This is a genomic window from Streptomyces uncialis, assembly GCF_036250755.1.
Taxonomy (GTDB): domain Bacteria; phylum Actinomycetota; class Actinomycetes; order Streptomycetales; family Streptomycetaceae; genus Streptomyces; species Streptomyces uncialis.
The window spans coordinates 6429129-6450671 of the sequence record NZ_CP109583.1; the positions used below are offsets into that span (position 1 = coordinate 6429129).

The following is a 21543-nucleotide window of genomic DNA, read 5'->3' on the forward strand; positions in this document are numbered from 1 at the left end:
CGGCCCGGCCACCGTGCGGTTCATCCGACCCGGCCCGGCCACCTGTGCGGCGCCCCGTCCCCCGACCGGGCGCCGCACGGGTGACCCCCGGACGGCGCCCCCGCCCCGGATAGCATGCGAACCGACGCCCCGGCACCGCCCGTGTGCCGCCCCGATCACCGAGGAGACGTGACGAAACGTGGCCGGAGAGCCGCAGGCCGACTGCCTGTTCTGCAAGATCGTCGCTGGCGACGTACCCGCGACGGTCGTCCGCGAGACCGACACCACGGTCGCGTTCCGGGACATCAACCCGCAGGCGCCCACCCACATCCTGGTCATCCCGAAGGTCCACCACCCCGACGCGGCCTCGCTCGCCGCCGCCGAACCGCAGATCGCGGCGGACGTGCTCAAGGAAGCCGCCGAGGTCGCCGCGCAGGAACAGGCGACCAGCTACCGGATCGTCTTCAACACCGGCTCCGGCGCGGGCCAGACCGTCTTCCACGCCCACGCGCACGTCCTGGGCGGCCGTGGCCTCCAGTGGCCCCCCGGGTGATCCGCCGTGTCGGTACGTGAACTCGTCGTCCTCGGCACCGCCAGCCAGGTACCCACCCGGCACCGCAACCACAACGGCTATCTGCTGCGCTGGGACGGCCAGGGCATCCTCTTCGACCCCGGCGAGGGCACCCAGCGGCAGATGCTGCGCGCCGGGGTCGCCGCGCACGACATCGACCGGATCTGCGTCACCCACTTCCACGGCGACCACTCGCTCGGCCTCGCCGGGGTCATCCAGCGCATCAACCTCGACCGCGTCACCTACCCCGTCACCGCCCACTACCCCGCCTCCGGCCAGCACTTCTACGACCGGCTGCGCCACGCGACCGCGTACCGCGAGACGGTACGGCTGGACGAGGCACCCGTCAGCGGCGACGCCGCCGTCCTCACCCACTCCGGCCCCTACCGGCTGGAGGCACGCAGGCTCTCCCACCCCGTCGAGGCGTACGGCTACCGCCTGGTGGAGCCCGACGGCCGCCGGATACTGCCCGCGCTGCTCGCCGAACGCGGCATCTCGGGCCCGGACGTCGGCCGCCTCCAGCGCGACGGCGAGCTGCGGGGCGTCCGCCTGGACGAGGTGAGCGAGGTCCGGCGCGGCCAGCGGTTCGCCTTCGTCATGGACACCCGGCTCTGCGACGGCGTGCACGAACTCGCGGCCGGCTGCGACATGCTGGTCATCGAGTCCACGTTCCTCGCCCCCGACGAGTCCCTCGCCACGGAGTACGGCCACCTCACAGCGGCCCAGGCCGCCCGCGTGGCCACCGAGGCAGGCGTCCGCCACCTCGTCCTCACCCACTTCAGCCAGCGCTACCCCGACCCCGAGGCCTTCGAACAGGAGGCCCGCGACGCGGGGTTCGAGGGCGAACTGACGGTAGCGGCGGACCTGATGAGGGTGTCGTTGCCGAAACGGTGACCCGGTCTCGACACGGAGAAGCCCCGCCGCTCCGGAGGAGGGAGCGGGCGGGGCGTGGCACATGTGCGGGTGGTGGTGCGGTTCGGTACGGCGCGGTTCTACAGCGCGGTGGACCGGGCGAGACGGACGAGTCCGGCGAACGCGTCGGCGGACACCATCAGTACGGGGTCGTCGGTGCGTTTGCTGTCCCGGATGGGGACGGTGCCGGTCGCGGTGACGTTGGACGGGGCCCACTCGACGCAGGCGCCACCGTTCTCGGTGCTGTAGGAGGACTTGACCCAACGGAACTGGGGAGCGTTGGTCTTGGCGATCACGCAATGCCCTTTCGTAGGTGGTCGACCTCGGCGAAGGACTTCGCCTGAGCGCGGCAGCTTTGAGCTGGAGCCGCGTTTCTACAGTGCGCTGGACCGGGCGAGACGGACCAGTCCGGCGAAGGCGTCGGCGGAGAACATCAGTACGGGGCCGGTCGGACGCTTGCTGTCCCGGACGGGGACGATGCCGGTCGCGGTGACGTTCGAGGGGGCCCACTCGACACAGGTTCCACCGTTGTCGGTGCTGTGGGAGGACTTGACCCAGAGGATTGCAAGGGAGTTCATTGTCATGGGATGCCCTTTCGTGCTCGGTCGGAAGAGCCCCGCCACACCCCTGGTTCCGGAGGGTGGCGGAGCTGCCGGATGAGAACGGATGGGAGGTGCAACGCCCCGGATGATCAGATGGCGCTGAACTCTTCAGCCTTGATGGCTGCCACGAAGGTGGTGAACGCGGTGCTGGGGAGCTTTAGCACCGGCCCACCCGCAGTCTTCGAATCACGGACGGGAACGGTGCCTCGTGAGGCCGCGAGATTGGCGGCGACCTCCACGCAGGCGCCACCGTTGCCGCTGTAGGAAGACTTGAACCAGAGGGGAATGTCCGTCACGGGGTGCCCTTTCGTCACTGCGATCACGCCCACCGATGCCGCTTCAGGCAGCGATTCGGTCTGGGGTCGGTTTGGAGCCCCACCGCTCCGGAGGAGGGAGCGGCGGGGCGTGGCGCACGTGCGGGGTGGGGCGGTTCGGCTTCTACAGCGCGGTGGACCGGGCGAGGCTGACGAGCCCGGCGAACGCGTCGGCGGACACCATCAGGACGGGCCCGTCGGCGCGCTTGCTGTCCCGGATGGGGACGATGCCGGTCGCGGTGACGTTGGACGGGGCCCACTCGACGCAGGACCCGCCGTTCTCGGTGCTGTATGAGGACTTGACCCAACGGAACGGGGAAGCGTTGGTCTTGGCCATCACAAAGTGCCCTTTCGTAGCTGTTCGATCATGGCGACAGACTCCGCCTGAGAGACTGCCCCGATCTGAAGCTGATGGTAGTTCCTCACCAGCGGCAGTACGGATGACAGCTCACGGTCCAAGTACCCCTGGATCTGCGACTCTACGTAGGACATCAAGGACCGGTCAGGCAACGTCAGCAGGTGAACCAGCCGGACGAACGGCTTCCGCTCCCCCATGGAGAACGGGGCAATCTGTAAGCCGGAGTTCGGAAGCGAGGCGAACTCGATCAGCCGTGCCAGCTGAGCGTCCATCACGTCGGCCCCGCCAATGGGCCTGCGGATACAGCTCTCGTCCAGCACCGCGAAGATGAGCGGGGGCGGAGTGCGGTTGAGTGCCGCTTGTCGCCCTATGAGGTAGTCGACTCGTTCAGCGGCCTGTTCGGGTGTGATGTCCCCTCGCTCCACGGCACCGTCTGCCAGCGCACGTGCGTACTCGCGGGTCTGAAGCGGCCCGGGAATCACTCCCGACTCGAACAATCTGATCTCTGCCGCTCGACCTTCATGCGCCACGTATTCCGGAAACCCCTCCAGAAGTGCCGTCTGCCGCACCGCCATGCTCTGTCGCTCGAACTGGTCTCCGGTATCGAATACCCGGTCAACACTTGCCGCGAACCGTCGAGTTGGTGGGCGGCGTCCAGTTTCAACGGCGGAGATATGCGACCCGGTACACCCGATGCGCTCTGCCAGCTCGTCCTGAGTCCAGCCACGGGCATCCCGCTTCATGCGCAGACGTGCACCGAAGGCTGCTTGAGGGCCGTCCTCGGGGTCCAGTTGTTTGCGGTTCACCATCCGAATCCCAACCAACCAATCAAATATCGCAAGTTGAACAGTGCTCCGAATCTAGGCCAACCTGAAGCCCTCCGGTAGTGGAGTCGCTACAGAGAGGTACGGCCGTGTCCGGTGAAAACGTAGCCACAGAGCGGCATGAACCCCAACTCAAGGTTGGGGAGCTGGTATTCGACAGGTCCAGGGGAGTCCTCGGGGTGGTCATGGATCTGATCACGGGGACGGGTTCGGGACGGTGCTGTCTACGGCCGCCCCGGGGTGGTGTCGAGTGGGACGCGTCGTGTGCGGACGTTCGGCCGGCCACGGTGACGGACCAGCTCCGCCCCGCGCTGACCGAGGTGAACACGCGGAGCCGGGTGGAGCGGATGTGGGGATGACCGGCCCGAACGCGCGACTTCCTCGCTGACGCAAGGGCGACTTCAGACCACCGCTTCGCGTGGCAGCGTCCCTCCCCCGACGCTGCGGAGGACACGCGGAGCGGTACCCCCTCGGACCGGTGTGGTCATCACGCGGGCCGAGGGAAGGGGAGCGGATCGGTCCGCTCCCGGCCCCGGTCACTCTCGCCCGCCCTGTAGGAGCGGCCGGGGCCACCCGCCGGCGGGCGATGAGCCGCAAGCACGGCTCCGCTCACAAACAAAAGCGCCCCGAAGGACCGTTGCACCGGTCCGTCGGGGCTCGCCGCAACAGCTTCGAAGGAGCTGAACGACGTATGCCAGATGTTATCGTCCGGGTGATCGCGTGGGCGCTCGGAGTCCTTCCGGGTACCCGCCGCACCCGTCCCGGACGCCACAGCGCCGAGTACCTCGCCGTCAGGGGCGAGCCCGTCCCCCTGGTCATCTGCGCCGCGCGTACCCCCATCCCCGCACACGTTCTCGCCAGGTCGGTCCCGTCGCCGTGGGGGCACAGGGTTCCGCCGTACCTGCGGGACTGGATCGGGGAACAGGAGGAACGGGCGAGGCAGCACGAGCGGCGGATGGCGGCAGCGGCGGCGACGTTCGGTGTGGACCTCCCGTTCACGTTCGACGGTTCCGGGGTGACGAGGGCCGGGGCGGAGGTGTCCGCATGAGGCTTGACGACTTGTTCCCCCGGGTGCCGCCGGTCTCGGGTGAGCACTGCTGCAAGTGCGGACGCTGGACGGAGGTACCGGTGGTCATCGGCTACGGAAGCATGAGCGGCGGCGCCAGCGTCACCCACTACGTATGCGCGCAACACGTACACACCCGAAGCCCCTGCACAGCCGACCACACCCAGTACGAGTAGAGCCCCCCTCATGTCCCGTACGGCACCCCGCCTTCGCACGCCTCGCCTCCCGACCGGCCCTGACGCAGACGCACATCCACCGCAGCAGGGCCGGACCGCACCCCCGCGATCGCGGGGACCACTTCACACGCTCCAGGGTGTACTCGACGCACTTCGGAGCATCCCCGCAGACGCGGGGACCACCTGATCCCGCCGCACTACGACGCCGCCAAAATGGGACCACCCCCGCGCGTGCGGGGACGACAAGACCACGCGGGAGTTCATCGAATCCGTGGGCGGACCACCCCCGCGCGTGCGGGGACGACACTTCCTGACCTGCGGTTCTATCCGGCTGAGGGGCCGTTTTCCTTTAGTGGGATCGGGGCCTTAGGTGGGGGCATCGGGTGGTCCCTTCGGTGGGAGCCAACAGGGGTGTGGGAAGCGGTCGTTCTGGTCGGTCTCTGCGGCGGGTCGAGCCTACGGGGTGAATCCGCCGGGCGGGTTGCGAGTCCGCATGTCGCAGGGCCTGTCAGCGTCCCCGTAACGGTTCCGGGGTGCCAGCCTTGTCCTCCTGCCTGGTCCGGGCGCGCGACTGCGCGGGACCCGTCGGATCTCTGCGGGGCATGCAGGGAAGGCCCGCCATCACCACATCCTGCCGCAGCCGTAGCCCTGTTGTTGGGTCGGTTGGGCAGTGGTCCGGCGAATGCGGGACACTGCCCCTCGCGTCCGGGCTGTGCCGCGCGGGCGTGATGTTGAACGGCATCTGGGGGGCCAGTGACTGATCAGCCGAAGAGACCGTTGCACCCGGACGAGGAGCCGGTCCGGTTCCACAACGGGAACACGCTCGACAACATGCCGGTGCCGCCCGAGTACCGGCCCGGGAGCAGCCGTACCCCGGGATGGAAGCTCGCGGTGGCGGCGGTCGGGAGTGGCGTCCTGGGAGCGCTCGTCATCGTCGGTATCGGCAGCCTCATGGACAGTGGCCCGCGGGAGCCCGTATCAAGGCCTGGTGCTGCGGCGAGTGCGGCGGTCGAGCGGAAGCCGTCGGTCTCTCCGAGTACGCAGGTGCGGCCTTCTGCGGCGGCGGAGGTGGAGGTGAAGGCGGCGCCGCTGGAGCAGGTGCGGATCATCCAGACGCCGCCGACGGGCGGTGACGCGGGTTCGACGTACTGCCTCTCGTACACCGGCTCGTCGTCCGGTGCGGAGCGGGAGGCGATCCTGCTGATGGGCGCCGCGGGCTACCAGTGCGACGACCACTTGCGGTTCGACCCGAGCGGGGAGACCTCCGCCTTCTCGACGACGGCACCGGAGTGCGGGGGCGGTTCGCGCCCGGCGGTGCTGTCGTTCGCGGAGACGGGAGGCTGGGAGGGCGAAGTGATGTACACCTGTCTCACGGGGCAGCGCGGGGCGTAGGTGGGCCTACGGCTTGCCGCTCTTCGCCTCATCGCCCTCTTTGCCGGCGCGGGCTCCGCGCTTGCGTGCGAGCACCTGGCTGGGGCGTTGCTCCTGCGGAGGCGGGACTTGGGCCGACCGTGGAGGGACGAGCATCGTGCTGTTCCGGCTCGTGGACGAACATGGGGGAGGGCGGCGCGGGCGCTCGGGTCATGCGTGAGCTCGTACGCGGTGCCGCTCCGCGTAGGACCAGGTCACCGCCGTCATCAGCGCCGGGATGGCGAGCAGCGGGGCGAAGGTGAGCGCCCAGACGGTCTGTGCGGGACCGCTCGCGAGGTACGTCTGACTCTCGACGGTGAGGGCGACCGCGATCTGCCACAGCGCCCCGACGACCAGGACGGCGGAGGCTGTCCAGGCCAGTCGGGAGAGGGTCCAGGGCCGCAGCGGCTTCCACCGGTCGCTGACGAGCAGTAGCGGGAACAGGGCCGCCAACTCGCTGATGACGGCCAGTCCCACGACGTACGCGATGCCCCACCCGGGGATGTCGAAGACATCGCGCAGGACCTGGTCGCTGTACCCGACGTAGATGCCGGAGGCCATGGCGATCCGCCACAGTCCGGAGGGGACGGCGCACAAGGCGATGGCGTGGGCGGCGCGGCGTGCCCAGGTGGGCGCGAGGGGTGCAGCGGAGGGTGTGGGGAGCGCTGTCGTCATGACGTCCATGCTGGCGGTGGACGTGGCGGTTCGGCGTCGCTCTCGGGGAGGGCACGTACCTTGCCTGGTTCCACTTTTGGGCGGGTGGGCTCTCCGCCGGGAGGGTGAGCGCCCTGGGGTTCTGGGGTGGTTGGGGCGGGCGGCGGTGTGGTGGGTGGCCCCCGCGTGTGCGGGGACGACGCGCCCCGGGGGCCGGTGCCTGCGGGGACCCGGGGACCACCCCCGCGCGTGCGGGGACGACGGCTCGCCGAACTCGGCGACGTAGGCCGCGTAGGGACCACCCCCGCGTGTGTGGGGCCGACGAGTACGGCGGGTTGAACTGATAGACGCCGCGCGGACCACCCCCGCGTGTGCGGGGCCGACACTCCGGCCGGACAATGCGCGAGACCCCGCTGCGGACCATGCCCGTGTGCGCGGGGATCACAGCGCGAACGCCGAGAATCGGCAGCGAGGCCGCGGACCTGGAACCGGCTCGTGAGGCCTTCAGCCCTACGAGCCAGTCTGTTCAGGCGTCGTTCTGCCAGGAGCGGCGGAGGTTTTCACGCTCCTGGGCGTCCTGGCCGCGGGGTGTGCCGAGGGTCGTGGTCGTGTCCGGGAGCGGCCTGGTGCGCTGGTGCGCGCCGTAGGTGTCGCCGGTCCTGACGATGGTGGGTGGCGTGGGTTCGGCGGGCCAGCACTGGATGAGGTAGTGCTCGGTGACGTCGTCGGGGGTGAGGTCGACGGCGGTGTCCCGTCCGCGGACGTGGACGCGCAGCCGGTAGGTGCCGGGGCCGGCGGTGGTGAGCGGGGGGAGTTCCTCGTCCAGGTCGTGCATGAGCGCGGCGACGGCGAGGGTGCCCGAGGGTGAGGGGAAGGAGAGTTCGCTGATCTCCTCCCAGGGCCCGGGATCGTGGGTGGGCGGGTGGTGGTGGCTGCTGACGGTGACGTGGACGGAGCCGCTGTGGATACCCGTGAGGATCTCGACCTGCCCGTCGCAGACGGCGACGAGCCCGGTGATGGAGGCATCCACCTCGTCGGTGTCGACAACGGGTCCGTCCTCGTCCAGGACGAGGAACTGGTGGTAGTCCACACGCACCCGCGTGGCAGATGAGCTGCTCATCGATACGCCTCCAGTACGAGACGGTCTACGGCTTGATCCAGACCAGGTACCGGTCCGCCTCGATGATCCGGTTGTAGGTGAAGAAGCCGCTGAGGGCGTTGCCGCCCTTTCGGTTCTGCTCCGCGTTGATCATTCGCCAGCTGAATCCGTCACGCCCCGTCGCGGCCCCTTGCCAGGTCGAGGCGAAAGGATACTCGTCGCAGGACTTGCCCGTGGGCCTCGGGCGGCTCGTGGGGCAGGCCTTCTTGCGGTTCCGGTCCTGCTTCGTTCCGTCCGTGAGGCGTGTCAGGTAGCGGGTGGTGCGGTGCTTGCCGGGCAGGTTTTTCTCGTCCTGTGCGTACGCGATGTGCTTGGCGAGCTCGGGGTAAGGGCCTGTCTTCGAGTACACCATCTCCGGGATGTAGCCCGGATTGACGCAGCCCACCTGGCGGGTGCGTCCGGGCAGCGCAGTGTCGCAGCGCACGTCGGACGTGCTCACCTCCGCCGGGTTGGACGACCCCCACCGGGGGTTGGTCATCCTCCACGAGATGACGCCGCGCCCGCTGCCCTGCTGCCCGCGGCGGGACGTGTCGATCGTCGTGTCGATGTAGAACTGCCCGTACGGGGATTTGGTGGCGCTGATGGTCTGCGAAGGGAAACTCCCGTTCGCGATTTTGCATTTCTTCTTGCATTTTGCCTTTCCTGCGGTCTTTGTCCCGGCGACCGCTGCGCCACCCGAGCGCCTGACCTCCAGGAGCGCTATCTGGTACGCCCACCGTTTGCCGTCACGCGCCGAGTGCTCGTAGCCCACCGCGAGATAGTTGATCCGGCCGAGTTCACGGCCTCGGCTGTCACGGACGATGAGTTCGTACCCCCAGACGCCGCAGCCCTTGATCCGGGTGACGTACCAACCGTTGGCGACACCGTGGTCGTCGCACCAGTCCGGCCACTTCCACATCCGGTCACGGGCCGCCGCCCGCAACTGCGTCGCCGCCGCAGTCCGTGCGTCAGCGGGTACAGCCGCAGGGCGCAGGCAAGCGGATTCCCGTCCTGCGGCGGATGCCGCCTCCAGTGCGGCCCGGCAGTCCTCGTCAGCCGACCGCACGTCCGGCGACCGCCCGTCCATCAGCAGTCCGACAGGCTTCGGGTGGGACTCCGCCCTGCTTCCGTCGGCCGACGTTGACAGCGCGGCCGGTTCTGGTGCGCGGGCTGACGCTGTCCCGACGGTCACCGATGCGGCCACGAGACCGCTGAGCGCTATTCCCGATATCAGCAATTCCCTTGAACGTCCCACTGCTCCCCCTGGTGTGGCGGTCGGCGAAGAGAGGTGACACCAATTCGGTCACACACCAGATTTCATCACCGGACCGCACGTGATAACAGGCAGATGCGCGCCGAATTCCGTAACGCGACCGGTCAAAGTTACGGAGGGTCGAAGTTGACGGCGTGTCGGATTGACTGGACTTGATTACTTGGTGACCCGTCGGTGCCGGAATGACGGCTGGCAACCGGAAAACTCACCGAGCATGTAGCTCTAGGCGCACCTGCTCCTCCTGGCATTTAGCTCGGCCGCAAAAAGAACCTCAGCAGCCGTTATCGAGGGCAATGGCGGACCGTCCCCGCGCGTGTGGGAACACGGCTTCGGCCGCGCGTCGCAGCCCCGCGTGTGCGGGCCGACTCGACGCCGTCGTTCCGCGTAGGGCTGAAGCGGCGACCACCCCCGCGTCTGCGGGGCTGAACGCAGCACGTCGTCTTCCCCGAGCCCGGCGTGAGGACCACCCCCGCGTGCGCGGAGCCGACTCGCTGCCCGAGGCGGAGGGGCGCGTCGACTGGGGACCACCCCCGCGTGTGCGGGGCCGACACCATCCGGACCAACGAGGTTTCCTTGGCCCCCGGACCACCCCCGCGTGTGCGGGGCCGACGCTGCGCCACGCGTGGCGTGCAGTCAAGCCGGGGGACCACCCCCGCGTGTGCGGGGCCGACACTTACTGACCTGCGGGTTTATCTGGCCAAGAGCCCGTTTTCCTTTAGTGGGGTCGGGGGCCTCGGAAACGGCATCGGTTGCCTCTCGGTGGAAGTGGTCGGTGGACATCCACCGTTCGACTGGCCGGGTTCCACGATGGAGCAAGCCTATGAGGGAATCCGCATTGGGCGGTGTGATCCAGCAGGTTGGCTCGCGGCTCCGAGACGCCGGGCGGACCTAACGTGTTGGCTCGCTGGTCGAATCTGCCAGCACCCCGCCCACGTCGTCCTCGCTGAAGCCTCCAGTCTGCGCTTCGCCCATGTCCAGCCGAGGGCCGGCCCGGCCAGCGAGGCGAGCCAAACGCCTTGCACCGCTCTCATGGAAGATGACCTTGTGACACACCTTCCGACAGATGTACGGGCCGCTCTCAGGCTCTTCGCGTTCTACCTGGGCAACGGCACACTGGAAGTCGAGCTGCTGGACGGGATCGACTACCGTGCCCATCTGCTCGTGTTCGGCTCCGACCTTGAGATGATTTTCGCGATCTTCTGCAATGTCCTCGAAGTGGATGAGCACGGCCACACGCTCAACTACGGCGATGCCGAGTACCGCGCGGCCCAATGGGTCCGCAGGCGCTGTGACCCCGCGTACCAGGTGGAGCCACCGTTCGAAGCGTGGGAGACCGAGCTTCACTGAAGTCCGGACTCACAGTCACCGAACCTGTCTGCGGCCGTGGGCAACACGCAGCGCGGCCAGAACCACTGCTCACTCTCCGTTGACCGCCACACTCGTCGTCAGCAGTGGAAAACCCCCACGCGGGGGCGGCAGTGGCCAGGGCTGCAAGGCGCCCATCCAGGGCCACCCCCGCGTACACGGGGACCACTCGTACGTCGACCGGCTCGACCCGAGGAACGCCGGACCACCCCCGCGTGCGCGGGGACCATACTTCCCGACCTGCGGGTTTCTTCCGCCGAAAGGCCCGTTTCCTTTAGTCGGATCAGGCCCCCCGTGCGAGGCCAGCGCGCGCTTCTTCGGGTGTGTACCCGGTAGTCCTGTGCGCTTCGTCGTGACAGGTTCTCGGTGATCGTCCTAGTTTATGGGGCTCAGGCGGGCCCGTACGTGTGATCCAAGAGGTGTACCGGACGGTGTGGCCGCCTGTCCTTGTTGCCGTGCGGTGTCCGCCGGGACTGTCGTTCGGCGGCCAGCCGAGTCGCCGGAACCGGTGGGCCTTCTCGTTGTCCGGCTTCGCAACGGCTGAACTGAGCCAGCGTTGTGGGGGCTGTGGCCGTGGTCGGTGCATGGGGCATGGGCAAGTTGCGGCGTCACAGCGTGTGTTGGAGGTGCGGAACGTTCCCGTTCGTCCAGGTATCCGGGGCGACGGGCTTCGAGTGGGGCGACGTGCCGGGGCCTGGCGGGGGCTCGGGTATGTGGCGCAATCGGATGGGTCCGGGCGGGTTCCCGGTGTGGTCCAGACCAAGTAACTTCAAATTGTCATGTACGTACGGGAGTTCCGGTCCCTCGCCGCCCGGTCACGTACACGCCTCCTCGGAACACGCGCCGACGCCCACCCCCATCGCGTCACCTCGCGCCACCGCATCACCGGAGTCACCGTCCCACCGGAGCGGCACCCGCACCCCACGAACGCCCCGCGAACCGCCTCGCGCAACGAACGGCGAACCACCCCGCACCAAGCGCAGACCGGTACCCCCAGCACCCCCGCCCGTTCCCCCCAGCGCTCCCCGCGTCCCCGCCAGAAGCGCACCGCACTCATCACCCCACCGCACAGCGAGTCCCCACCCCACCCCAACCCATCACCCCACAACGCAGGCATCGCGTTCCCCACGGCACCCACCACCGCATCCCTGCTGACGCGTACACACACGCCAACGCCCCACCCCCACAAGCACAGCGCGCGAGCCCAGCACCCGCCGCCCTGCCTCCCACGCAAGGCGTCACCCCGCACCACCGACGCACAGCGCAGCCACGCCTCACCCCCACACGAGGCACCGCCGTAGGCCCCGCGTACCGCACCGCCCCACCCCTCACCCGTGAGGCGCAGCCGCCCACCGGCGTACCGGACCCATCCCACCCGCACGGCGCCGGCACCGCACCCGCCCTCGTACCTGTACCGGCACAGCCCCAAGTACCGGCACTCGTACAGCCAACGGCATCGGCACCGCCCCGGGACCAGCGACAGGCGCACCGCACACCGCACCCGCACCGCACCGCCCGCATCACCCCACCGCACCCGTACCGCCGGACACCGCACCCGCACCCGCTCACCCCACCGCACCCGCTCACCCCCCACCCCCCCACCGTCCGGCACCGCCTCACCCCACCCAACCGCCTCCTCCCGACCTCCCGACCCCGCTGCTCCCGATTCCTCCCCCACCTCACCAGGGAGAGCCATGTTCCTGACCGACATCCGCAACCGCAGACGCAATCGCAGAGCCGACCGTGGAACCGACCGCACAGGCACCCGCAGAGCCGCCCGCCGGGCTGACCGGCAAGCCGACCGGGCCGACCGGCGAGTCAGCGCCCCGCAAGGTACTGACCCGCAAGGCACCGACCGGCGAGGGACCGCCCCCCGAGGTACCGTCGGGCCGTTCCGGCGGACGTTCCGTGGGCGGCCGTTGCGGCACAAGCTGCTGACGCTGCTCGCCGTGCTGCTGCTGCCGCTCGCCTCCATGACCGCCCTCGCCGCGCCCGCGCAGGCCGCCGGGACCCTCACCGCCAGTTTCAGTTCCGAGAACAACGGGTCCTGGTGGCGCGGCATCTACACCGTGCGCAACACCGGGACCGCGCCCGTCACCGGGTGGACGCTCTCGTTCGAGCTGCCCGCCGGGGTGACCGTCAGCGGGCACTACCACGGGGACGCGACCGTCAGCGGGCGCAAGGTCACCGTCAAGAACGCGCACTACAACGCCACCATCCCGGCGGGCGGGACCAGCGAGCCGTGGAGCTACTGGTTCATCGGCAACGGGCCCGTCGGCACGCCCACCGGGTGCACCGTCAACGGGGACAAGTGCGACGGCACACCCGATGTGCCGCCCACCCCGCCCGGCCGGCCGCAGGCCACCGCCGTCACCGCCCGGACCGCCGCGCTGACCTGGAGTGCCGCGAACGCCGGTGACTACCCCGTCGCCTCGTACGAGGTGCTGAGCGGTACGAACGTCCTCGCCGTCACCGACAGCGTCAGCGCGACCCTCACCGGGCTGACGCCCGCGACGAGCTACACCGTCACCGTCCGGGCCAAGGACACCCGGGGCAATATCGGACCCGGCAGTCCGCCGTTCACCTTCAGCACCGTGGACCCGGCGACCGACCCCGTGGCACCCACCGCGCCGGGCAACCTCCGCAGCACCAGCAAGACCGCGTCCACCGTCGCCCTCGCCTGGAACGCGGCCACCGACAACGTCGCCGTCGCCGCGTACGACGTGTACCGGGGGGCCAACCTGGTCAAGACCGTCTCCGCGACCACATCCGCGACCACCGTCGAGGGACTGTCCCCGGCCACCGCCTACACCTTCACCGTGAAGGCACGGGACACCGCCGACAACTCCTCACCCGCGTCCAACGCGGTGAACGTGACCACCGACGACGTCGCCGGGCCCGGGAACTACTACAAGGTCGGCTACTTCACCCAGTGGGGCATCTACGGGCGCCAGTTCTTCATCAAGAACCTCGACACCTCCGGCGCCGCCGCCAAACTCGACGTCGTCAACTACGCGTTCGAGAACATCGACCCCGTCAACCTGACCTGCCAGGCCGGGGTGACCAAGGGGGTCTCCGGCAATCCGCAGGACCCGAACGAGGGCACCGGCGCCGGTGACGCGGACGCCGACTACGGACGGCCCATGTCCGCCGCCCAGTCCGTGGACGGCGTCGCGGACGACGGCTGGGGCAAACTGCGCGGCAACCTCAACCAGATCAAGAAGCTCAAGGCCAAGCACCCGCACCTGAAGTTCGTCGTCTCGCTCGGCGGCTGGACGTTCTCCAAGTTCTTCTCGGACGCGGCGGCCACCCCGGCCGCACGGGAGAAGTTCGTACGCTCCTGCGTCGATGTGTGGATCAAGGGCAATCTGCCCGTCTACAACGGCGCGGGCGGCCCCGGCACCGGCGCCGGTGTCTTCGACGGCATCGACATCGACTGGGAGTGGCCCGGCGCCGAGGGGCACCCCGGCAACAAGTGGGGCGCCGCCGACAAGGACAACCTCACCGCCCTGCTCGCCGAGTTCCGCAAGCAGCTCGACGCCCTCGGCGGGGAACACCGGCTGCTGACGGCGTTCACACCCGCCGACCCCGCCAAGATCCAGGCGGGCTGGGACCTGTCAAAGATCTTTGACTACCTCGACTTCGCCAACGTCCAGGGGTACGACTTCCACGGGGCCGGCAGCGACAACTCCTGGGAGCCGAACCGCACCGGGCACCAGGGCAACCTCCACCGGGACGCCCAGGACCCCTACGCGTTCGACTTCAGCGTCGAGAAGGCGATCCAGACCTACCTCGACGCCGGGGTCAGCCCCCGCAAACTCACCGTCGGCTTCCCCTTCTACGGCCGCGGCTGGAAGGACGTGGCCGCCGGGCCAGCCGGGACCAACGGTGAATGGCAGACCGCCAACGGCGCCGCCACCGGGCAGTTCCCCGAGGAGGCCGGGACCCGCGGGTACCACAACCTCATCAGCAACTACCCGAACATGACCGTCCATCACGACGAACAGTCCGTGTCGACGTACGGCTACACCGGGCCGAACGGCCAGTGGTGGTCGTTCGACGACGCCTGGTCCATCGGCAAGAAGTCCGAGTGGATCAGGAACAAGGGGCTCCTCGGGGCCATGATCTGGGAGATGTCCGGTGACACCCCGACCGGCACCCTGATGAACGCCCTGCACACCGGGTTGCCCTAGCCGCCCGGCCGTGGTGCCGCCGGGTCCGGGGTCCGTCCCCGGCCCGGCGGCATCCCGCGCGGTACCACCGACACCGGCACTGCCACCGTCCCCGGACCCTGGATCGAGGGCGGTGGCGGTGCCGGTACCGGGCTCAGCCCCGACCGCGACCGCTACTCCGACCCCGCCGCCGACCCCGTCCACGATCCCGTCCGCCCGGGCCGCCGGCACCTCCACCGGCACCGGCACCGGCACCGGCACCGGCACCGGGCCGTCCACGTCCACCACTGGCCCACCGCTCCCGTCCGCGCCCCCACCCTCACCCTCACCCCCGCACCGCACGGCCTTCCGTACCAACGGACGCCCGCCCGTGTGCAGGGCCACGCCCGCCAGCGGCACCGACAACAGCAGCAGCGCGCCGCCGAGGACCAGCCCCATCACCGGATACCCGGCGTGCTCCGCCAGCAGACTGCCCGTCAGCGGCCCGCACGCCGTGCCCAGCGACGACGCCGACCCCACCAGCACCGCCCACCGGCCCCGCCCGTCCAGCGAGGCCGCGAGTCCGATCAGGTACGACATCACCAGCGGGTAGCAGGCGTTCCAGACGATCTCCCCGGCCGCGAACGACGCCAGGCCCCCGGACCCCGCGGTCAGCGCGATGCAGCAGGCGATCAGCGCCGTCCCCGCCCCGATGGGCAGCGCCCGGCCCACCCTGGCGCCCAGCGCGCCCGCGCCCAGCACCCCGAGCAGCCCGGCGCCGAGCGCCACCGCGAACACCGCGCCCACGGTCACCTCACCCAGCCCCGCCTGTTCGGCGCCGATCCGGCCGCTGACCCCCCACAGGGCGTTCTGCGCCATCGACCAGAACACCATCGCGCCCGCGAGCACCGGGCCGGAACGCCGGTAGGGCAGCGGACCGGCCGCCGGGGCCGACGCACCGGCCAGAACGGGGCCCGCCAGCCGGGCCGTCGTGGGCCACACCAGCAACGCGGTCAGCGCGAGCGCCCCGAACGGGACCGTGTGCCCGGGGCCCAGATGCGGGATCGTCAGATACAGGGCGCCCGCGAGGGCCGAGACACCCAGCAGGCCCAGCGTCGTCTGCCGCTGCGGATCACGCCGTCCGGCGATCCCGGTCGCCGCGACGGTGGTCGCCGTACCCGTCCCGAGTCCGCCCACCAGCGCGCCCAGCACCGTACCCGTGACCGTGTCGGCGAACGCCGCCGTCCCGTACCCGGCCAGCGCGAGCAGCAGGCCCGCCCGCGCGGTGCGCCGCGGCCCGTACCGCTCGATCCGGGACGCCAGGACGAGACCCGCGCCCGCCGAGCACAGCAGCAGCGCGCTGCCGAGGGTTCCGGCCTGGGCGACGGACAGCGCGAGGGTGTCGTCGAGCCGGCCGACGACCGTGGGCAGCAGATACGGCGTGAGATACCCGGCCGTGAACAGCGAGACCAGGGGCCAGGCGGGGCGGGGCAAGGGGGACACGGGCGTTCCCGGTGCGTGCGGGGGAGCGGGGGAGCGGGGCATGGGGAAGGGGGGGCGGGCATGGGTGGGGCAGGTTGCGCGGCACCGTGAATCGGCGCGGGCAATTTGTATCAACCGGAAGGAAGTAGACGAAGTGACCTTGCCGTGACCTACGGGACATTTTTAATGAAAAGTGTTTGCAATTACGCAACCCGGGTACACACTCCTGTTCCGGACGATGATCATCCGCCCCGCGAACCCGCTCCGTGAACCCGCCCCGCGAATCCGGGTCACGCACCCCGCCCGCACCCGGCTCCCACCCGGCCCGCACCCAGGCGGAACCCCTCCCGCACCCAGGCCGCACTTCTCCCGGACGTACGGCCCGCCCCCTCCCGGACGCGCCGCCCGCACCCCTACCGCACCCCTTCCGGACGCGCCGCCCGCACCCCTCCCGCACCCCTTTCGGGCACACTGACCTGAACCCGCACCATCCAGGGGGAGCGCACCGTGACCACGTACGACGGAGAGCCGCCGCAGAGCCGCCACCGCAGCACCGGGGGCCCCGGCCCCGAGCCCGTCCCCGACTCCGCCGAGGCCGCGCTGGAGCACCGGGACCGGGAGGCCAGGACCCGCCCCCGTCCCCGGCCCCATCTCGACCCGCTCGCCGCGCTCCGCACGCCCGGTGACCCGCCCTGCGACGTGTACCTGACCGGGCCCGTCTACCTCGACATCATCCTCACCGGACTCGACTCCGCGCCCGTCCGCGGCACCGAGTCCTGGGCCCGGGGCATGGGCTCCAGCCCCGGCGGTGTCGCCAACATGGCCACCGCGCTGGCCCGGCTCGGACTGCGGACCTCGCTCGCCGCCGCGTTCGGCGACGACCACTACGGCGAGTACTGCTGGGACGCCCTCGAACAGGGCGAGGGCATCGACCTCGGGCCGTCCCGCCGGGTCCCCGGCTGGCACTCCCCGGTCACCGTCTCCATGGCGTACGAGGGGGAGCGGACCATGGTGTCCCACGCCCACGAACCCCCGGCCGCCGACGCCGTCGGCATCGCCGCGACCCCGCCCGCCCGCGCCGCCGTCGCCTCCCTGGCCCCCGGCACCCGCGACCCCTGGATCGCCCGCGCCGCCCGCGCCGGGACCCGGCTCTTCGGGGACGTCGGCTGGGACGAGACCGGCCGCTGGGACCTGGACGCGCTGCCCGACCTCGCCCACTGCGAAGCCTTCCTGCCCAACGCCCAGGAGGCCATGAGCTACACCCGCACCACCTGTCCGCGCGCCGCCGCGCACGCCCTCACCGAACGGGTCCCCGTCGCCGTCGTCACCCTCGGTGCCGAAGGCGCGTACGCCGTGGACGGGCGCACCGGCGAGACGGCCGTCGTCCCCGCCATCGAGGTCGAGGCGCTGGACCCGACGGGCGCGGGCGATGTCTTCGTCGCCGGGTTCGTCACCGGCACCCTCGCGGGCTGGCCGCTGGCCGACCGGGTCGCCTTCGCCGGACTGACCGCCGCGCTGTCCGTCCAGGAGTTCGGCGGCTCGCTCTCCGCGCCCGGCTGGACCGAGGTCGCCGCCTGGTGGCGCCGGGTGCGCGACTACGGCCCCCAGGACCCCGCGGCCCTCGCCCGCTACGCCTTCCTGGACTCCCTGCGGCCCCCGCTGCCCGCCGCCGCCCGGCCCTGGCCGCTGCGCCGGGCGGTGCCCACCATCGGCTTCCGCAGCACCGTCTGACCCCCGCCCCGCGCGAGGACCGGGGCGTCCCTCGCGCGGGAACCGTGGGCGATCCCCGAGCGAGGGCCGTGCCGACCTGCGAGCGAGGGCCGTGCCGACCTGCGAGCGAGGACCGAGGCGGCCTGCGCGCGGGGACCATGGCGGCCCCCGAGCGGGGGTCGCGAAAACTCCTCGGCCCTGGCGCGGGGTGCGTCGTACCCTGGGCAGTGCAACGGCGCCTCGTACCGACGCGCCCCGCCCGAGGAGGACCAGCAGGCCACAGAGCCGGCCCATGACGCAGACACCCACAGCTCACGAACCGGCGGAGGGCCAGTCCCGCGCCCGGTTCACCGTCCCGGCCAAGCACCCCATGGTCACCGTGCTCGGCTCCGGGGACGCACTGCTCCGCGTGATCGAGAAGGCCTTCCCGGAAGCCGACATCCATGTCCGGGGCAATGAGATCAGCGCGGTCGGCGAGGCCCGTGAAGTGGCCCTCGTGCAGCGGCTGTTCGACGAGATGATGCTGGTGCTCCGCACCGGGCAGCCGATGACGGAGGACGCGGTGGAACGCTCGATCGCCATGCTCAGGGCCAGTGAGGCGGGCGAGGGCACCGGTGAGGAGACCCCCGCCGAGGTCCTCACCCAGAACATCCTGTCCTCCCGTGGCCGCACCATCCGCCCCAAGACGCTCAACCAGAAGCGCTACGTCGACGCGATCGACAAGCACACCATCGTCTTCGGCATCGGCCCCGCGGGCACCGGCAAGACCTATCTGGCCATGGCCAAGGCCGTCCAGGCCCTCCAGTCCAAGCAGGTCAACCGCATCATCCTCACCCGCCCCGCCGTCGAGGCCGGCGAACGCCTCGGCTTCCTCCCGGGCACCCTCTACGAGAAGATCGACCCGTATCTGCGCCCCCTGTACGACGCGCTCCACGACATGCTCGACCCGGACTCGATCCCCCGCCTGATGGCCGCGGGCACCATCGAGGTGGCGCCCCTGGCCTATATGAGGGGAAGGACCCTCAATGACGCCTTCATCATTCTCGACGAGGCGCAGAACACGAACCCCGAGCAGATGAAGATGTTCCTCACCCGGCTCGGGTTCGAGTCGAAGATCGTCATCACCGGTGACGTGACCCAGGTCGACCTGCCGAACGGCACCAGGTCCGGTCTGCGGCAGGTGCAGGACATCCTCGAAGGGGTCGACGACGTCCACTTCTCGCGGCTCACGTCCCAGGACGTCGTACGGCACAAGCTGGTCGGCCGTATCGTCGACGCGTACGAGAAGTACGACCACGCGAACGGCACCGACCACGGCTCCCACCAAGGCCGCGGCGGCAGAGGGAAGTAGACCGGCACCACCATGGCGATCGACGTCAACAACGAATCCGGCACCCAGGTCGACGAGCACGCGATCCTGGACATCGCGCGCTACGCCCTGGGCCGGATGCGTATCCACCCGCTCTCCGAACTGTCCGTGATCGTCGTGGACACCGACGCCATGGAACAGCTCCACATCCAGTGGATGGACCTGCCAGGGCCCACCGATGTCATGTCCTTCCCGATGGACGAGCTCAGGCCGCCCGCCAAGGACGACGACGAGCCACCGCAGGGCCTCCTCGGGGACATCGTGCTGTGCCCCGAGGTCGCCGAACGGCAGGGCCGTGAGGCCGACACCGACCACACCATGGACGAGGAGCTCCAGCTCCTGACCGTCCACGGTGTGCTGCACCTGCTCGGCTACGACCATGAGGAGCCCGACGAGAAGGCCGAGATGTTCGGCCTCCAGGCCGCGATCGTCGACGGTTGGCGGCAGGAGAAGGGCCTCACCGGCCCCTCGCCCGCCCCGACCGTCTCCTGAAGCCGATGAGTGCCCCCCTCATCCTCGGCGCGGTCCTGCTGGTCGTCGTCGCCTGGCTCGCCGCCTGCGCGGAGGCCGGTCTGGCCCGGGTCTCCAGCTTCCGCGCCGAGGAAGCCGTCCGCTCCGGCCGCCGCGGCGGCGCCAAACTCGCCCGGATCGCCGGCGACCCCACCCGCTACCTCAACGTCGCCCTGCTGGTCCGGGTCGCCTGCGAGATGGCCGCCGCCGCCCTCGTCACCTACGCCTGCCTCCAGGAGTTCGACCGCACCTGGGAAGCGCTGCTCCTCGCGATCGGCGTCATGGTCCTCGTGTCGTACGTCGCCGTCGGCGTCTCCCCGCGCACCATCGGCCGCCAGCACCCGCTGAACACCGCCACCGTCGCCGCGTACGTCCTGGTGCCGCTCGCCCGGATCATGGGCCCCATCCCGTCGCTGCTGATCCTGCTCGGCAACGCCCTCACCCCCGGCAAGGGCTTCCGGCGCGGACCCTTCGCCTCCGAGGCGGAGCTGCGCGCGCTGGTCGACCTCGCGGAGGCCGAGTCCCTGATCGAGGACGACGAGCGCCGGATGGTGCACTCCGTCTTCGAACTGGGCGACACCCTCGTACGGGAGGTGATGGTCCCCCGCACCGACCTCGTCGTCATCGAGCGGTACAAGACCATCCGCCAGGCCCTCACCCTCGCGCTGCGCTCCGGCTTCTCCCGTATCCCCGTCACCGGGGAGAACGAGGACGACGTCGTCGGCGTGGTGTATCTCAAGGACCTCGTCCGCAAGACGCACATCAGCCGGGACGCCGAGTCCGAGCTGGTGTCCACCGCGATGCGGTCCGCCACGTTCGTGCCCGACACCAAGAACGCGGGCGACCTGCTGCGCGAGATGCAGCAGGAACGCACCCATGTCGCCGTCGTCGTGGACGAGTACGGCGGCACCGCCGGGATCGTCACCATCGAGGACATCCTGGAGGAGATCGTCGGCGAGATCACCGACGAGTACGACCGTGAGCTGCCGCCCGTCGAGGACCTGGGCGAGGGCCGCTACCGGGTCACCTCCCGCCTCGACATCGGCGACCTCGGCGAGCTGTACGGGCTGGAGGCGTACGACGACGAGGACGTGGAGACGGTCGGCGGACTGCTCGCCAAGGCCCTCGGGAAGGTCCCCATCGCGGACGCCTCCGCGTCGGTGCCGCTGCCCGACGGCCGGGAGCTGCGGCTCACCGCGGAGGCCGCCGCCGGACGCCGCAACAAGATCATGACGGTGCTCGTGGAGCCCGTCGGACGGGCCCGGCCCGCCAAGGCCGGCGGCCGGGAGAGCGGCGGGGCGCGGGGGGCGGGCCGCTGATGACCCCCGCCGCGCTGCGCTCCCTGTGCCTGTCGTTCAACGCCTCCGTCGAGGAGTTCCCGTTCGGGCCGGAGGCGTCGGTGTTCAAGGTCTCGGGCAAGATGTTCGCGCTGTCCCGGCTGGACGCGCGGCCCCTGACCGTGAACCTGAAGTGCGACCCGGACGACGCCGTGCGGCTGCGCGCCGAGCATCCCGGGGCCGTGCTGCCCGGCTACCACATGAACAAGCGCCACTGGAACACCGTGACGGTCGGGGAGCTGCCCCGGCGTCAGGTGCGCGAACTGGTCGAGGACTCCTACGACCTGGTCGTCGCGGGGCTTCCGAGGGCGGAACGGCTGCGGCTCGACCGGCCCTGAACCC

At 70.4% G+C, this 21543-nt stretch carries 20 protein-coding genes and 1 pseudogene; 12 read left to right on the forward strand and 9 right to left on the reverse strand.

The window, feature by feature from the left end; translation table 11 throughout:
* Nucleotides 1-178: 178 nt before the first annotated feature.
* Entirely contained in the window at nt 179-532 is a 354-nt protein-coding gene (locus OG711_RS26760; protein WP_073793666.1) for a histidine triad nucleotide-binding protein, read from the forward strand.
* A gap of 6 nt (nt 533-538) precedes the next feature.
* Nucleotides 539-1444 carry a ribonuclease Z gene (locus tag OG711_RS26765; RefSeq protein WP_329560913.1) on the forward strand — a complete coding sequence of 302 codons (906 nt, stop codon included), beginning with the start codon at nt 539-541 and terminating at the stop codon, nt 1442-1444.
* Nucleotides 1445-1542: 98 nt separating this feature from the next.
* Here the strand turns inward: OG711_RS26765 and OG711_RS26770 are convergent, their stop codons facing one another.
* The 5 genes from OG711_RS26770 to OG711_RS26790 form a co-directional block, all read right to left on the reverse strand.
* Complete coding sequence (locus OG711_RS26770; RefSeq protein ID WP_329560915.1) at nt 1543-1758, reverse strand: DUF397 domain-containing protein; 216 nt, start codon at nt 1756-1758, stop codon at nt 1543-1545.
* Nucleotides 1759-1836: 78 nt separating this feature from the next.
* Nucleotides 1837-2046, reverse strand: coding sequence for a DUF397 domain-containing protein (locus OG711_RS26775; RefSeq protein WP_399545118.1), 210 nt, complete (start codon nt 2044-2046; stop codon nt 1837-1839).
* 107 nt (nt 2047-2153) lie between these two features.
* Nucleotides 2154-2360: a DUF397 domain-containing protein gene (locus tag OG711_RS26780; protein WP_329560917.1), complete on the reverse strand. Its 207-nt coding sequence runs from the start codon at nt 2358-2360 to the stop codon at nt 2154-2156.
* Nucleotides 2361-2502: 142 nt separating this feature from the next.
* Nucleotides 2503-2715 (reverse strand): DUF397 domain-containing protein, encoded by a 213-nt coding sequence (locus OG711_RS26785; RefSeq protein ID WP_329560920.1) that lies wholly within the window; start codon nt 2713-2715, stop codon nt 2503-2505.
* The gene (locus tag OG711_RS26790; protein WP_266515404.1) at nt 2715-3545 is read right to left on the reverse strand and encodes a helix-turn-helix domain-containing protein; all 831 of its coding nucleotides are present in this window, start codon (nt 3543-3545) and stop codon (nt 2715-2717) included. The genes OG711_RS26785 and OG711_RS26790 overlap by 1 nt, the downstream gene beginning before the upstream one ends.
* A gap of 706 nt (nt 3546-4251) precedes the next feature.
* Here OG711_RS26790 and OG711_RS26795 point away from each other — a divergent pair.
* The 3 genes from OG711_RS26795 (at nt 4252) to OG711_RS26805 (ending at nt 6194) form a co-directional block, all read left to right on the forward strand.
* Nucleotides 4252-4608 (forward strand): hypothetical protein, encoded by a 357-nt coding sequence (locus OG711_RS26795; protein WP_329560922.1) that lies wholly within the window; start codon nt 4252-4254, stop codon nt 4606-4608.
* A complete protein-coding gene (locus tag OG711_RS26800) occupies nt 4605-4802 on the forward strand; it encodes a hypothetical protein (RefSeq protein WP_143201314.1) in 198 nt (65 codons plus the stop codon). Before OG711_RS26795 ends, OG711_RS26800 begins: the two co-directional genes overlap by 4 nt.
* A 753-nt stretch (nt 4803-5555) precedes the next feature.
* A complete protein-coding gene (locus OG711_RS26805; RefSeq protein WP_329560925.1) occupies nt 5556-6194 on the forward strand; it encodes a hypothetical protein in 639 nt (212 codons plus the stop codon).
* A 189-nt stretch (nt 6195-6383) separates the two neighbouring features.
* Here OG711_RS26805 and OG711_RS26810 read toward each other — a convergent pair whose 3' ends face one another.
* The 3 genes from OG711_RS26810 to OG711_RS26820 all read right to left on the reverse strand — a co-directional run bounded on the left by OG711_RS26810 (nt 6384) and on the right by OG711_RS26820 (nt 8923).
* The gene (locus OG711_RS26810) at nt 6384-6896 is read right to left on the reverse strand and encodes a hypothetical protein (RefSeq protein ID WP_329560927.1); all 513 of its coding nucleotides are present in this window, start codon (nt 6894-6896) and stop codon (nt 6384-6386) included.
* A gap of 496 nt (nt 6897-7392) precedes the next feature.
* Nucleotides 7393-7986, reverse strand: coding sequence for a hypothetical protein (locus OG711_RS26815; RefSeq protein WP_329560929.1), 594 nt, complete (start codon nt 7984-7986; stop codon nt 7393-7395).
* Nucleotides 7987-8011: 25 nt separating this feature from the next.
* Nucleotides 8012-8923, reverse strand: a complete 912-nt coding sequence (locus OG711_RS26820) for a NucA/NucB deoxyribonuclease domain-containing protein (protein ID WP_329560931.1) — start codon at nt 8921-8923, stop codon at nt 8012-8014.
* 1398 nt (nt 8924-10321) lie between these two features.
* Between OG711_RS26820 and OG711_RS26825 the strand changes: the two genes are divergently transcribed.
* Together OG711_RS26825 and OG711_RS26830 are read left to right on the forward strand one after the other, a co-directional pair.
* Entirely contained in the window at nt 10322-10624 is a 303-nt protein-coding gene (locus OG711_RS26825) for a DUF7677 family protein (protein WP_218623293.1), read from the forward strand.
* Nucleotides 10625-12615: 1991 nt separating this feature from the next.
* Nucleotides 12616-14835, forward strand: coding sequence for a glycosyl hydrolase family 18 protein (locus OG711_RS26830; RefSeq protein WP_329564058.1), 2220 nt, complete (start codon nt 12616-12618; stop codon nt 14833-14835).
* 99 nt (nt 14836-14934) lie between these two features.
* Here the strand turns inward: OG711_RS26830 and OG711_RS26835 are convergent.
* Nucleotides 14935-16296: pseudogene (locus OG711_RS26835) on the reverse strand (MFS transporter); the annotation flags it as partial.
* Between the two features lie 579 nt (nt 16297-16875).
* Between OG711_RS26835 and OG711_RS26840 the strand changes: the two are divergent.
* The 5 genes from OG711_RS26840 to OG711_RS26860 all read left to right on the forward strand — a co-directional run bounded on the left by OG711_RS26840 (nt 16876) and on the right by OG711_RS26860 (nt 21539).
* A complete protein-coding gene (locus OG711_RS26840) occupies nt 16876-18006 on the forward strand; it encodes a PfkB family carbohydrate kinase (protein WP_329564060.1) in 1131 nt (376 codons plus the stop codon).
* Between the two features lie 271 nt (nt 18007-18277).
* Nucleotides 18278-19336: a PhoH family protein gene (locus tag OG711_RS26845; RefSeq protein WP_073793649.1), complete on the forward strand. Its 1059-nt coding sequence runs from the start codon at nt 18278-18280 to the stop codon at nt 19334-19336.
* A gap of 12 nt (nt 19337-19348) precedes the next feature.
* Nucleotides 19349-19846, forward strand: a complete 498-nt coding sequence (gene ybeY / locus OG711_RS26850; RefSeq protein ID WP_073793648.1) for an rRNA maturation RNase YbeY — start codon at nt 19349-19351, stop codon at nt 19844-19846.
* A 5-nt stretch (nt 19847-19851) separates the two neighbouring features.
* Nucleotides 19852-21183 (forward strand): hemolysin family protein, encoded by a 1332-nt coding sequence (locus tag OG711_RS26855; RefSeq protein ID WP_073793647.1) that lies wholly within the window; start codon nt 19852-19854, stop codon nt 21181-21183.
* Nucleotides 21183-21539, forward strand: coding sequence for an MmcQ/YjbR family DNA-binding protein (locus tag OG711_RS26860; RefSeq protein WP_329560935.1), 357 nt, complete (start codon nt 21183-21185; stop codon nt 21537-21539). The genes OG711_RS26855 and OG711_RS26860 overlap by 1 nt, the downstream gene beginning before the upstream one ends.
* The last annotated feature ends 4 nt before the right edge of the window (nt 21540-21543 follow it).